The 13,213-nt window shown below is 56.8% G+C and carries 10 protein-coding genes; 8 read left to right on the plus strand and 2 right to left on the minus strand.

Going from position 1 to position 13,213, the window contains the following annotated elements:
- Nucleotides 1-105 precede the first annotated feature (105 nt).
- The 5 genes from ACUY4Q_RS10415 to ACUY4Q_RS10435 all read left to right on the plus strand — a co-directional run bounded on the left by ACUY4Q_RS10415 (nucleotide 106) and on the right by ACUY4Q_RS10435 (nucleotide 6,179).
- Entirely contained in the window at nucleotides 106-2,478 is a 2,373-nt protein-coding gene (locus ACUY4Q_RS10415; RefSeq protein ID WP_458046941.1) for a TonB-dependent receptor domain-containing protein, read from the plus strand.
- A 69-nt stretch (nucleotides 2,479-2,547) separates the two neighbouring features.
- Nucleotides 2,548-3,600, plus strand: coding sequence for a hemin-degrading factor (locus ACUY4Q_RS10420; protein ID WP_458046942.1), 1,053 nt, complete (start codon nucleotides 2,548-2,550; stop codon nucleotides 3,598-3,600).
- The gene (locus tag ACUY4Q_RS10425) at nucleotides 3,597-4,412 is read left to right on the plus strand and encodes a heme/hemin ABC transporter substrate-binding protein (protein ID WP_458046943.1); all 816 of its coding nucleotides are present in this window, start codon (nucleotides 3,597-3,599) and stop codon (nucleotides 4,410-4,412) included. Before ACUY4Q_RS10420 ends, ACUY4Q_RS10425 begins: the two co-directional genes overlap by 4 nt.
- Nucleotides 4,412-5,407 carry a FecCD family ABC transporter permease gene (locus ACUY4Q_RS10430; protein ID WP_458046944.1) on the plus strand — a complete coding sequence of 332 codons (996 nt, stop codon included), beginning with the start codon at nucleotides 4,412-4,414 and terminating at the stop codon, nucleotides 5,405-5,407. The genes ACUY4Q_RS10425 and ACUY4Q_RS10430 overlap by 1 nt, the downstream gene beginning before the upstream one ends.
- Complete coding sequence (locus tag ACUY4Q_RS10435; protein ID WP_458046945.1) at nucleotides 5,400-6,179, plus strand: heme ABC transporter ATP-binding protein; 780 nt, start codon at nucleotides 5,400-5,402, stop codon at nucleotides 6,177-6,179. The genes ACUY4Q_RS10430 and ACUY4Q_RS10435 overlap by 8 nt, the downstream gene beginning before the upstream one ends.
- Nucleotides 6,180-6,225: 46 nt before the next feature.
- On the opposite strand, the gene katG is transcribed toward ACUY4Q_RS10435, so the two are convergent.
- Nucleotides 6,226-8,406 (minus strand): catalase/peroxidase HPI, encoded by a 2,181-nt coding sequence (katG, locus tag ACUY4Q_RS10440; RefSeq protein WP_458046946.1) that lies wholly within the window; start codon nucleotides 8,404-8,406, stop codon nucleotides 6,226-6,228.
- A 338-nt stretch (nucleotides 8,407-8,744) separates the two neighbouring features.
- Nucleotides 8,745-9,497 carry a hypothetical protein gene (locus tag ACUY4Q_RS10445; RefSeq protein WP_458046947.1) on the minus strand — a complete coding sequence of 251 codons (753 nt, stop codon included), beginning with the start codon at nucleotides 9,495-9,497 and terminating at the stop codon, nucleotides 8,745-8,747.
- A gap of 257 nt (nucleotides 9,498-9,754) precedes the next feature.
- Between ACUY4Q_RS10445 and ACUY4Q_RS10450 the strand changes: the two genes are divergently transcribed.
- Genes ACUY4Q_RS10450 through ACUY4Q_RS10460 form a run of 3 tightly spaced genes read left to right on the plus strand, consistent with a single transcriptional unit; the run spans nucleotide 9,755 to nucleotide 12,976 of the window.
- Entirely contained in the window at nucleotides 9,755-10,210 is a 456-nt protein-coding gene (locus tag ACUY4Q_RS10450; protein WP_458046948.1) for a MarR family transcriptional regulator, read from the plus strand.
- A gap of 26 nt (nucleotides 10,211-10,236) precedes the next feature.
- A complete protein-coding gene (locus ACUY4Q_RS10455; protein ID WP_458046949.1) occupies nucleotides 10,237-11,427 on the plus strand; it encodes an HlyD family secretion protein in 1,191 nt (396 codons plus the stop codon).
- A 10-nt stretch (nucleotides 11,428-11,437) separates the two neighbouring features.
- Nucleotides 11,438-12,976: a DHA2 family efflux MFS transporter permease subunit gene (locus ACUY4Q_RS10460; protein ID WP_458046950.1), complete on the plus strand. Its 1,539-nt coding sequence runs from the start codon at nucleotides 11,438-11,440 to the stop codon at nucleotides 12,974-12,976.
- Nucleotides 12,977-13,213: the final 237 nt, after the last annotated feature.

Raw genomic sequence — 13,213 nt, forward strand, 5'->3', positions numbered from 1 at the left:
ACGCGGTGGCGACTCCTGTCTTGTGCTGACAGAAGCCACCCCGATAAAAGAGACTGGAAGCAACCTGTGAGCCGGATACTAATAAATTCTAAGGCTTGCAAAACTATGGGTACATCGCAATTTTCCCAGGCACCTTTCCGTAAAAGCGTCCTGGTGACTTCACTGCTCGCAGCACTGTATCAGTCTTCCGCCCTGGCGGCAGATACGGTCACCACACAGGCAACAACACCCCACGCTCAGCAGGACTCTGCGGAGGAGATGGTGGTGACCGCACCCATTCCCGTGCTTAAAGCGGGTAGCAATCATTCCGTTAGTGCTCAGGACCTGCAAAATAAAGGCGCGAACGACTTTGGTTCGATCATGCGTTATGAACCGCTGATCGGGGCGACCGGCGCCAGCGGGGGCTCAGGTAACGGCAAAAGCGGTTTTGACCGTGGCGGCTACACCGGGTACAACATCCGTGGTCTGGAAAGCAACCGTGTCGGCATTGACGTTGACGGCATCCCGCAACCGGACGCGACCGGGCGCAGCTACGTCAGCCGTTCAGGTCTGAACTCCTTTGGCATTGGCCGCGACTACATCGACCCGTACATGTACGGCCATGTTGATATTCACGCGGGCGCGACCGCCATCGATAATGCCAATACGTCCATTGGCGGCAATGTTTCATTCCGTCCTAAATCGGCAGACAATTATCTGCACGCCGGCAAAGAGACGTACTTCGGCTACCAGAGCGATTATGACTCCGCCGATCGCAGTTGGCACAACGGCCTGACTGCGGCCGGGGGCGATGACACCCTGCGTGGCGTCTTTGTTTACAGTCGTCGCGATGGTCAGCAGACCCGTAACAATAGCGATACTCACGACGCCTGGCCGGCAAACTGGCACTCTGATGCGTTGATGGCCTCCGGTATCTGGCAGGCGACCGATGCGCATAAACTGACCACCACGCTGGACTATTACCACAAAACCAACCATACCCATTACGCGGCCTGGGATAGCGCGGGCAGTAATACTATTGGTGAAGCGCAGCAGACTTCCCAGACCCGCCGTTGGGGCATCAGCCTGAAAGATGACTGGACGCCGATGAATGACTGGCTGGACAGCATGTCCACGAAAGTTTTCTATCAGCACACCGAAGCCCACGACTGGACGTACATGCCGGACAGCACGTCGCTGGCGCTTGAAACCGTCGCCTCGAATTACGACACCAACACCTGGGGCATCCAGAACGCGATGGCGAAAACCTTTGGCCGCCATGACCTTAGCGCGGGCTTCAATGCCAGTATGAGCAAAACCGAACGTCCGTTCAGCCAGTCGCCGGTGCCGAGCACCTTCAGCGCGATCATGCAGCCGGAAGCGGACTCCAGCAGCTACACCCTGGGGGCGTTCGTGCAGGATCAGATCAATTTCGATCTCGATAGCCACAATTTCGCCATTATTCCCGGCGTGCGTGTGGTGCATCAGTCAATGAAGCCGGAGAACCTGAGCAGCCTGACCACCAACAGCACGGTGCTGGATGAGTCTGATGTCGCCACGCTGTACGGTAAAAATGCTGATACTCAGGTGCTGCCGTCCCTGACCTTCCAGTACGACATTACGCCGCGGTTGATGACTTACCTGCAATATACCCGTGGTGCGGAATTCCCGAATGCCAGCCAGCTTTATGGCTCCTGGAACCTGGGTTCCAGCTACGCCGGGCGGGGGCAATATGCGCTCATCGGCAATACCGATGTGAAAACGGAGACCAGCGATAACCTGGAGTGGGGCCTGAAAGGGGAGGTGACAGAAGGGATTACGCTGCGCACTTCGCTGTTCTACAACAGTTATAAGAATTTTATCGCCTATACCCGCTATACCCGGACCAACAACCCGGACAAGTTCGCTCGTGTTCCGTCTAACATCTACACCATTTATCAGGCAGAAAACCGCGACAAAGCCTATATCTACGGCGGTGAAATCAGCACCAAATTTAACTTCGGTACCTGGTTTGAGGAGGTTAATGGGCTAAGCGCCACTCTGGCATATGGCTATTCCCAGGGCCAGTCTAAGTCACGCTATATGGGCGACAAGTACATCGATCTCGACAGCGTCGCGCCGATGAAAGCGATCGTCGGCGTGGCCTGGGATGACCCGGCGAAACAGTATGGTACCGCGCTGACTGCCACCTTCGTAAAAGGTAAGCAGGCAACCGCAACCAGCCGTGAATCCTATACCAATACCGGTAGTGCAATTGGCGATGCCAGCAACGATTACATGCGCGTGCCGGGATACGGTCTGCTTGACTGGACGGCATACTGGCAGGTGGCAAAAAACGTCAAAATCAACGGCGGCGTGTACAACATCACTGACCGTAAATATTGGGATTACCTCAGCAGCCGAACGCAGGAGGTCTCAACCAATCAGGACGCTTACGACAAAGCGCTGGCGACCATGCCAGGCCGCACCTGGCAGTTGGGTGTTAATGTCGACTTCTGATTTTTGTCTGACTTTACCTGCCCTCCGGTCATCTGGCCGGAGGTTTTATCCTAAGAAGGAAGCACTGATATGACCGTTTCATCGCAAAACGCTCAGGACATCTGGCAGCAGTACCAGACCCTCAAAACCCATTCGCCTGCAAAATATGCACGCGATCTCGCCCACGATCTGGCCATCAGCGAGGCGGAACTCACCTTCGCCCGTGTCGGTCATGATGCCGTGCGTCTCAACGACGATGCCCGTGCGATCCTGAGCGCCCTTGAAACCGTCGGCGAAACCAAGTGTATTTGCCGCAACGACTATGCCGTCCACGAACAGCTCGGCAGCTTCACGAATCTAAAAATCGGTGAACACGCCGGCCTGGTGCTGAATCCACGTGCCCTTGACCTGCGTCTGTTCATTACCCAATGGGCCAGCGCTTTTGCCCTGCGTGAGCAGAGCCCGCCCGGTGAACGCCAGAGTATTCAGTTCTTTGACCGGCAGGGCGATGCACTGTTGAAAGTGTACGCCACGGCGAACACCGTGCGGAGCGCATGGGATGACCTGTTAGCCACGTTCACTGCGACCGCATCTCTACCACTTAACCTGAAACCAGAGGAAAAGCCTCACTACGCCACGGACAGCGATGCCGCTACGCTCGACAGGGCATGGCGGACGATGACGGACGTGCATCAATTCTTTGGCTTGCTGAAGAAAAACAACATTACGCGCCAGCAGGCATTTCGCCTGGTGGGGAATGACCTGGCCTGCCTGGTGAGTAACGAGGCGCTGCCGCAATTGCTGGATACCGTCGTGGCTCAGGGCAACGAAATCATGATCTTTGTCGGCAACCGGGGGTGTACGCAGATTTTCACCGGCGCACTGGAAAAAGTGATGCCGATGAAAGGCTGGCTCAACATCTTCAACACCGCGTTTACCCTGCATCTGCGTGCTGACGCCATTGCTGAAAGCTGGATTACCCGTAAACCTACGGCCGATGGACACGTCACCAGCCTGGAACTCTTCGCCGCCGACGGCACGCAGATAGCCCAGCTGTACGGGCAGCGCAGCGAAGGCACGGTTGAACAACCGCAATGGCGCGCGCAGGTGGATGCGTTAACCGGAAAAGGAAAAGCGGCATGAAAAAAATCCTGATGCTGCTGGTGGCCTTGCCATTGATGGCGCAGGCCGTCGAACGCGTCATCCCGCTGGGCGGCGATGTGACTGAAATTGCCTGGGCGCTGGGGGCGGGCGACACGCTGGTGGCGCGTGATACGACCAGCACCTGGCCGGCTGAGGTGATGAAGCTGCCGAACGTCGGCTATGTGCGCCAGCTCAACGCGGAAGGCATTCTTTCCCTGCGCCCGACGCTGGTGCTCGCCAGTGCGCAGGTGCAGCCGTCGCAGGTACTCGACAGGCTAAGCGAAAATCATGTCAACGTCGTGACGGTACCGGGCGGTTACTCACTCGCGTCGATCGCTAAAAAGGTGGATGTGATTGCTGACGCGCTGGGCAAAAAAGAGCAGGGCGCTATGCTGCGTAAACAGCTTGACGACGAGATTGCGACGCTGCCCAAACAGCCGCTCAACAAGCGGGTGCTCTTTATTCTGAGCCATGGCGGGATGGGGGCGATGGTGGCGGGTCAACAAACTGCGGCAGACGGTGCGATTCGCGCCGCCGGGCTGACGAATGCGATGCAAGGCTTTGAAAATTATCGCGGCCTTTCTCAGGAAGGGATCATTGCCAGCCAGCCGGATCTGGTGGTCATCTCGGCGGATGGCGTGAAAAGCATGGGCGGGGAAGAGAACCTGTGGAAACTACCTGGCCTTGCGCAAACGCCTGCCGGGCGTAACAAACAGGTCCATATCATTGACGATATCGCCCTGTCAGGCTTTAGCGTACGCACGCCTCAGGCACTGCGTGACTTACGCACCAAAGCCGAGTCACTGCCCTGATGCGTCGGGTGGCTTCGCGCACGCTGCTGGCAGTAGCGGTACTGCTGGTGGGCATGACGTTACTGGCGACCACCATTGGGGCGATGCGTCTGCCGCTGGCGAGTCTCTGGCCGGGCGGCGATGAAGGATTGCGCCAGATTTGGCTGACCATACGGTTGCCACGCGTTTTGCTGGCGCTGCTGGTGGGATCGTCGCTGGCGCTGTGCGGCTGTGTGTTGCAGGGATTATTCCGCAATCCGCTCGCTGACCCGAGCTTGCTGGGCGTCAGTGGCGGGGCGGCACTGGCGGTGGCCATGTGGCTGGTATTGCCTTTTTCTGTCCCGGCAATCATCGCGCTGTATGCCCCCATGGTGGCGGCTTTCGTCGGCAGCTTGTCGGTGATGGTGGTCATTTTCATGTTAAGCCAGTCTGAGGATGGCACGCTCTCGCGGCTGCTGCTGGTCGGTATTGCGATTAACGCATTGTGTGCGGCGGCGGTAGGGATGCTTTCATGGATCAGTAACGATGCCCAGCTTCGCCAGCTTTCCCTCTGGGGAATGGGCACCATCGGGCAGGCACAGTGGTCGATGCTGCTGGTCGCCGCCACCCTGATGGTGCCGTCGTCGCTGGTCGTCTGGCGCATGGCTGCACAACTCAACCTCCTGCAACTCGGCGACGAAGAGGCCCACTACCTCGGCGTAAACGTCCCGAAATTACAGCGCCTGATGCTGCTGTGCAGCGCCTTACTGGTAGCGTCGTCAGTGGCTATCTGCGGCATTATTGGTTTTATCGGCCTTGTAGTACCGCATCTCATGCGTCTTTGGCTGGGTGCCGATCACCGTGCACTGGTGCCAGGTTCCCTGCTGATGGGCGCGCTCTTGCTGCTGGTTGCGGACACCGTTGCCCGTACCCTGGTTGCACCGGCGGAAATGCCAGTAGGGCTTATCACCAGCATCATTGGGGCCCCCTGGTTTTTGTGGATGATATTCAAACAGGGAAAAGCAGCGCATGGATAATCGACTGACCGCGGAACGCCTTCGTCTTGATAGGGGAAAACGTCGATTAATTGATGATGTTTCCCTGACGCTGGACGCGGGCGAAATGGTGGCACTGATCGGCCCTAACGGCGCGGGGAAATCTACGTTATTACGCTTGCTGACCGGTTATCTACCGGTTCGCTTCGGTGAGTGCCGTATCGGTGAGTTGCCTCTCGACCAGTGGTCACCAGAGACCCTCTCTCGCCGTCGCGCGGTGATGTTACAGCACACCCAACTGCGTTTTGACTGGCAGGTCGAAAGCATTGTGGCCATGGGCCGCGCCCCCTGGGGAAAGAAACAGGAACAGGACATTGTGCAGCAGGTGATGGCGCTGACCGACTGCCTGCCGCTGGCCGGGCGCCACTACGCCACCCTGTCCGGCGGAGAGCAGCAGCGGGTCCAGCTGGCCCGCAGCCTGGCGCAGCTTTGGCAAGATGACGGCCCCCAGGGATGGCTCTTTCTGGACGAACCCACCTCAGCGCTGGATCTCTATCATCAACAGCAGTTGCTTCGTCTGATGAAAAACCTGACGCAGAAGGGAAATCTGCACGTCTGCGTGGTGCTGCACGATCTGAATCTTGCCGCGCTTTGGGCCGACCGTATTCTGCTGTTGCATCAGGGCAAAGTCGTGGCGCAGGGGACGCCAGAAGAGGTGATTGTGCAACCGATCATCGAAAAATGGTACGGCGCCGAGGTAAGGGTGGAATCACATCCCGACAGAGAAACACCGCAGGTCTTTTTGATGCAATAAAAAACCGGCAAGCAGGGGGCCTGCTTGCCGGTTTACAGCGCGAGAATTACAGGTCGAAACGATCCAGATTCATCACTTTCGTCCAGGCGGCAACGAAGTCCGTCACGAACTTCTGCTTCGCATCGTCACTGGCGTACACTTCCGCCAGCGCGCGCAGGATGGAGTTCGAACCAAATACCAGGTCCGCACGGGTTGCGGTGTATTTGACCTCGCCGGTTTTACGGTCGCGGCCTTCAAACAGCTCCGCTTGCTCATCAACCGGTTTCCATGCGGTGCGCATATCCAGCAGATTCACGAAGAAATCGTTACTGAGCACACCAACGCGGTCGGTAAAGACGCCGTGTTTGCTACCATCAAAGTTGGTGCCCAGCACGCGCATCCCGCCTAACAGAACGGTCAGTTCCGGCGCACTCAGCGTCAACTGTTGGGCCTTGTCGATAAGCAGCGTTTCGGTCGTTATCTCATCGCGCTCACGACGATAGTTGCGAAAACCATCCGCCAGCGGCTCCAGCAGTTTGAACGATTCAACATCCGTCTGATCCAGACGGGCATCAACCCGGCCAGGGGTGAACGGCACGCTAGCCTGCACGCCAGCGGCTGCCGCGGCTTGCTCAATCCCAACGACACCCGCCAGCACGATGATATCCGCCAGCGAGGCTTTGCCTGATGCCTGCTGAATGGCCTGCAGGGCAGGTAAGGCTTTGAGCGCAACGGCGTTGACCGGCCAGCCGTTTTGCGGGGCCAGTGCCAGACGCGCACCGTTTGCGCCACCCCGTTTATCCCCACCACGGAAGGTAGACGCTGAGGCCCAGGCAACCGAAATCAACTCACTCACCGACAAACCTGCACCGGCAATCGCCACTTTCAGGCTGGCAATGTCGGCATCGGTCGGATGGTGAATAGCTGCCGGTAACGGATCCTGCCAAATCAGATCTTCACTCGGCACTTCCGGACCAATGTAACGTGCTTTTGGCCCCATATCGCGGTGGGTTAATTTAAACCAGGCGCGGGCGAAGGCTTCGTTGAAGGCCTGCGGATCGTTGAGGAAACGGCGGGAAATCTTCTCGAAATCCGGATCAAAACGCAGCGTCAGGTCAGTAACCAGCATGGTCGGCTTGCGTTTTTTCTCCGGGTGGAAAGGATCGGGAATGATGTCCGGTGCATCTTTAGCTTCAAACTGAATCGCACCTGCCGGACTGCGGGTCTGGACCCACTCGTATTTGAACAGGTTCTCAAAGAAATAATTACTCCACTGGGTCGGCGTTTGCGTCCAGACCACTTCCAGACCGGAGGTAATGGCATCGCTACCGGCACCGCTGGCATAACTGCTGGTCCAACCGAGACCCTGCGACTCCAGTGGCGCACCTTCTGGCTCAACGCCCACATGGTCAGCCGACGCCGCACCGTGGGTTTTACCGAGGGTATGCCCCCCTGCAATCAGGGCGACGATCTCTTCATCATCCATCCCCATGTTGCCAAAGGTCGCGCGAATCGCAGCGCCCGCAGAGACCGGCTCACCGCTGGCGTTCGGGCCTTCCGGGTTCACATATATCAGCCCCATTTCAGTGGCGCCAATGGCCGCCTGCGCGAGGCTTTCCGGGTGACGATGTTCAAGCCAGGATTTCTCGTTGCCCCAGTTCACATCCAGGTCCGGTTCCCACACATCTTCGCGACCGGCGCCAAACCCGAAGGTACGGAAGCCGGCGTTTTCAAGCGCCACGTTACCCGCCAGCATCAGCAGATCGGCCCAGGAAATTTTCTGCCCGTGTTTTTGTTTCACCGGCCACAGCAGGCGGCGTGCTTTATCAAGACTGACGTTGTCAGGCCAGGAGTTAAGCGGGGCAAAACGCTGTTGCCCGCGGCCTGAACCGCCTCGACCGTCGACGGTACGATAGGTGCCGGCGCTGTGCCAGGCCATACGAATAAAGAGACCGATATAGCTGCCCCAGTCTGCTGGCCACCAGTCTTGTGAGTCGGTGAGCACTTTTTTGATATCTGCTTTCAGTTCCGCGTAATCGAGCTTTTTGAACTCTTCACGGTAATTGAATGTTTCATCCAGCGGGTTGGAGCGTCTGGAGTGTTGATTCAGCAGGTCGACGCGCAATTGTTCCGGCCACCAGTCCCGGTTTGTGGTCACGCTACTTTTTTTTGCGGGTTTTGAACCGCCATCATGAAAAGGGCATTTTGCTGCCGAGGATTCCTGGGATGTGTCTTCTGACATGCTCATATCTGGCTCCATTTGTTTTGTGAATGCCTCTACGATATATCACTGCTTTCAGTTATAGATATTTGAATGAATCTACGGATTTGATAGCTAAATCCTTCTAAGTAAGCAAGACGGACGGGATGACGCCCGGCGGTTAAGCCGCTCACTAAAGTTTCATCATTGATCATTACATCAAGGTGTTAGTACTGCCTCGATCACATGCTGAATGATATTTTCATCACGATATGATTTTTTATATTCCGTTGGATGAGGGGGCAGAACCAGGCGTCAGGCAAAAATCGGGAAACCGATGGCAGGCACCGGTTCAGGTGATGAGTGTCATGCGGCCCAGAGAAGCGTCAGGGTTGAAGCAAGTCGAGGCTTTGTTCCAGGGTCAGAGCCTCTTCAGGTTTGCCCTTACCCTCTGCACGGTTGGTCAGGTAGTTGTAGTCCAGATCTATCCATTTTTGCAGCTTTTCGGCGTAGTTGTCCGGGTATTGCGCCTGCTCTATCGCTGGCAGAGAGTGAAAATGTTCCAGTACTTCGCCAAAGAAGTCGGTCAGTTTGCCGCTGCCGTTGTATTCGGCCATCGCTTTAGCCACCACGTTTTGACGCCACGCATACTCCCTGTCGTATGCTTCCTCCCAGGCCGCTCTTCGCTCATTCGTGGTGAACGAACCGCTGTCGTCGTAAGTGATTAACGCCAGCTCTTCACGTGAAAGGCCTGCAAAAGGATTGCGGCCGTTTCCGTGAACAAACTCGGTTGCCTGTTTGGCCTGGGCGAGGCGTTCCGGTGAGTCAGACTCAGGCACTTGTGCATCATAAATGGCCCGGTTCGCGGAAAACTGTGTTCCGGTAATTTGGCCGAGCAGTGTTTCGGCTTTTGCAGCGAGTGCTTTTCGACTCAGGCCTGCGTTGACGGTATCTGACTCACCAGCGCTGCGACTCAACTGCTGGCCCAGCGAGGAGAGGGTAACACGCCCGTTAGCGGCCCCCCGTACGTCGCTTTCCACATTGTAATCGCTAGGTTGCGCGGGTGAACGTGCAGCAGGCGTTGCAGCCTCTGCGGACGGGCGAAGGGTGTTCTGATGACTTCCAATGTGGCTCACCATAGCGGGTGTGTCCTTACCATATGTTGCGAGTATTCGTTGTGGTCCGGGATATTACAGCTTGTGAAACACCCACCATCCCGTTCCAGAAGCAGTTGATAATTTATCGGCAGAATGGGGGATCGCTTTATCTTTTTCCGCCCACCAAAACAGGGGGGGAACGTCAAAATGTATAGATTTGTGCGATCTTCTTTACGCCACGTTGACAAACATTTGCCTGGTCAGTAATTTCAATTGTAATTATTGACCAGGCAAATAACATGAACGACATTGCGGACATTCCTAACCCTAAACTTCATCTCGGCTTGCTTATCCACCTGGCGAACCAGTTCAAAGACCAGCTTATCAGCCACTTTTTTGCCGACACCGATATCACTGCTGCCCAGTTCAAGGTGCTGATCAGTATCTATAAGGGCTTCAACAGCCCGCTTGAGGTGAGCAAAAATCTGCTGATGGATGCCGGGGCGATGAGCCGAATGCTTGAGCGCATGGTGAAGCGTTCGCTGATCCTGCGTACCCCCAATCCTGAAGACAAACGCCAGGTGATCCTGGCACTGACCGACAAAGGCCGGGCCATTTGCGACCGTTTTCAGAATGAGGCGCTCGCCACCATTCTGGGCTCGCTTACCGCCCGTCTGACCCCTGAAGAATCACGTTTGCTGGTCCAGCTGCTGATAAAAATGCTGCCGGACGAGGCAACGAAACCCCATCGCTAAGCTGTCCAGAAAAAGGTTTAACCACGATGCAAACTTCATCTGCACCTTCATCAGCACAACCCGAACGCGCCCCGAGCAAACGCAAACGTAATTTTGCGATCCTGCTGATTATCCTGCTGTTGATAGCCGCAGGCTGCCTGGCGTGGTACTTGCTTTATGCCCGCTACTACGAGACCACGGATGATGCGTACGTGAATGCTAACCTGGTCACGCTGACGCCGCAGATTGCCGGCACGGTCACCCAGGTCGCCGTTGACGAGGGGGATTACGTCACCAAGGGCCAGCCGCTGGTGCTGCTCGACCCAAGCGACACACAGATCGCGCTGCAGCAGGCGGAAGCCAATCTGGCCAGCACCGTGCGCCAGGTGCGTGGTCTGTACAGCACGGCGGATAATTATCGTGCACAGGTGGCGGCGAAACAGGTCACGCTGCAAACCGCCCAGAGCGATTATGCCCGTCGGCAGAAAATCTTTGCGGCAGGCGCCGTGTCTGCGGAAGATCTCTCTCATTACCGCGATGCGGTTGCCAGTGCACAGAGTGATTTGATGGCGGCAAAACAGGCGTTAACCACCAATCTGGCGATGGTTGATGACACGGTTATCGACAGTCACCCGGAAATCAAAAGTGCGGTGGCCACCCTGCGTCAGCGCTTCCTCGATAACGCCCGTAGCACCATTGTCGCGCCGGTCAGTGGCTACGTGGCAAAACGTGCTGTGCAATTGGGGATGCGTGTCGACTCCGGCACCACGCTGATGTCGATTGTGCCGCTTGATCAGGTTTGGGTGGATGCCAACTTTAAAGAGAGCCAGCTCAACACTATGCGTATGGGGCAGAAAGTGGTCCTGACTGCCGATCTGTATGGCGATAAAGTGGAGTATCAGGGCACCATCGAGAGCTTAGGTATCGGCACGGGCAGTGCGTTCTCGCTGCTGCCCGCGCAGAATGCCAGCGGTAACTGGATCAAAATTGTGCAACGTCTGCCGGTGCGTATTACCCTCGACCCGCACGATATGGAGAAACACCCGCTGCGCGTCGGACTGTCGATGTTCGTGCGAGTGGACATCCATGATACTGACGGCCACCTGTTACCACAGCAGACCGTTGCCGCGCCGCGCTTTACCACCGATGTTTATCAGAATGCGCTCGATAAAGCCGATCAGGTGGTGGCGAAGATCCTCCATGATAACCGTCAGGCCGTAGCGGCGAGCAACCGCTAAGAGAGGCGTTATGCAAGACAAGGCGGCGTTTACGCCCCCCAGCCTGCTGCTCGCCACCATTGCGCTGTCGCTGGCGACCTTTATGCAGGTTCTCGATACCACCATCGCCAACGTGGCGTTGCCGACCATTGCCGGTAACCTCGGGGTGAGTTCGGACCAGGGCACCTGGGTTATCACCTCGTTTGCGGTGTGCAATGCCATCGCGCTGCCGCTAACGGGATGGTTTACCCGACGTTTTGGCCAACTGAAGCTGTTTGTGGGGTCAGTCACGCTGTTTACGCTGACCTCATTCCTGTGCGGCTTTGCCCATAGTATGACCGAGCTGATTATCTTCCGTGCGCTGCAGGGTTTTTTCGCCGGTCCCATGTTTCCCATGTGCCAGACCCTGTTGTTGGTTATTTTCCCGACCACCAAACGCAGTATGGCGCTGGCCCTGCTGTCGATGGTGACGGTGGTCGCGCCGATTGTCGGGCCGATTACCGGCGGCTGGATCACTGACAACTACTCCTGGCCGTGGATCTTTTACATCAATGTGCCGATCGGCATCTTTGCGGCGATTGTGGTCTGGACGCAGCTGCGTGAGCGTGAAGAGACGACGACCATTGCCCCTATCGATTACATCGGCATCGCATTGCTGGTGCTGGGGGTCGGGCTGTTGCAGGTGGTGCTGGACAAAGGCAACGATCTCGACTGGTTCTCATCGACAGAAATTATCGTCATGTCGGTCATCTCCGCCATCGCGCTGGTCTCGTTTGTGATTTGGGAACTGGGCGAGCGCCACCCCATTGTCAATCTGCGGCTGTTTGCTGACCGCAACTTTGCCATCGGTACCACCACGCTGATGCTCGGCTATGCGGCGTTTTTTGCCATCAACATTATCTTGCCCCAGTGGCTGCAAACGCAGATGGGTTACACCGCTATCTGGGCGGGGCTGGCTGCGGCACCGATGGGCTTCCTGCCGCTGCTCCTCACCCCCATTGTAGGGCGCTATGCCAACCGGGTGGATCTGCGTATTCTGGCTTCGCTCTCGTTCCTGACCATGGGCGCGTCGTGTCTGTTGCGCGCCCAGTTCAACACCAGCGTGGATTTCCGCACGATTGCGGAAGTGCAGATGTTTATGGGCATTGGCGTGGCGCTGTTCTTTATGCCCATCACCACCATCGTGCTGTCGAACCTGCACGGTAACGAAGTGGCAGAGGGGTCTGGCCTTGCGACTTTCTTCCGTGTGCTGGGCGGCTCTTTTGCTTCCTCTCTGACCACCTGGTTGTGGTCACGGCGCGAGATTTATCACCACGCCAATCTGACGGAGAGCGTTTCGGTTTACCATCCACCCGCCATGGACTATCTCCATAAAATGGGCGGGGTGACGCAGCAGCATCTGGCCGCGGTGGATAAAACCATCGAACAGCAGGCGTATATGATGTCAACCATCGACTATTTCTGGCTGTTGGGCTGGGGTTTTATGGCGTTGGTGGTCATTATCTGGTTTGCAAAACCTCCGTTTGTCAGGTCGGGGGCGCCGGGTGGGCCGCCCTCTGCCGCGCATTGAATACCCGTCATTCTTCACGCTGCAGATGCGTTGGCTTCACTCGGCTGCCCCAGTCACTTACTTCAGTAAGCTCCTGGGGACATCCTCGTTTGCCATCTTCCTGCAACATGAATTATTTGGGTATTGGGCGTTGTAACAACACATCGGCACCGGGCACCTAATAGCTCGGGCCGTTTTTCAGCCTGACCCGGTTGGCGTATTCGGCGCAGGCAGTTTGAACTCGGACAGCGCGGAAAA

This window comes from Phytobacter cepae (assembly GCF_054165735.1).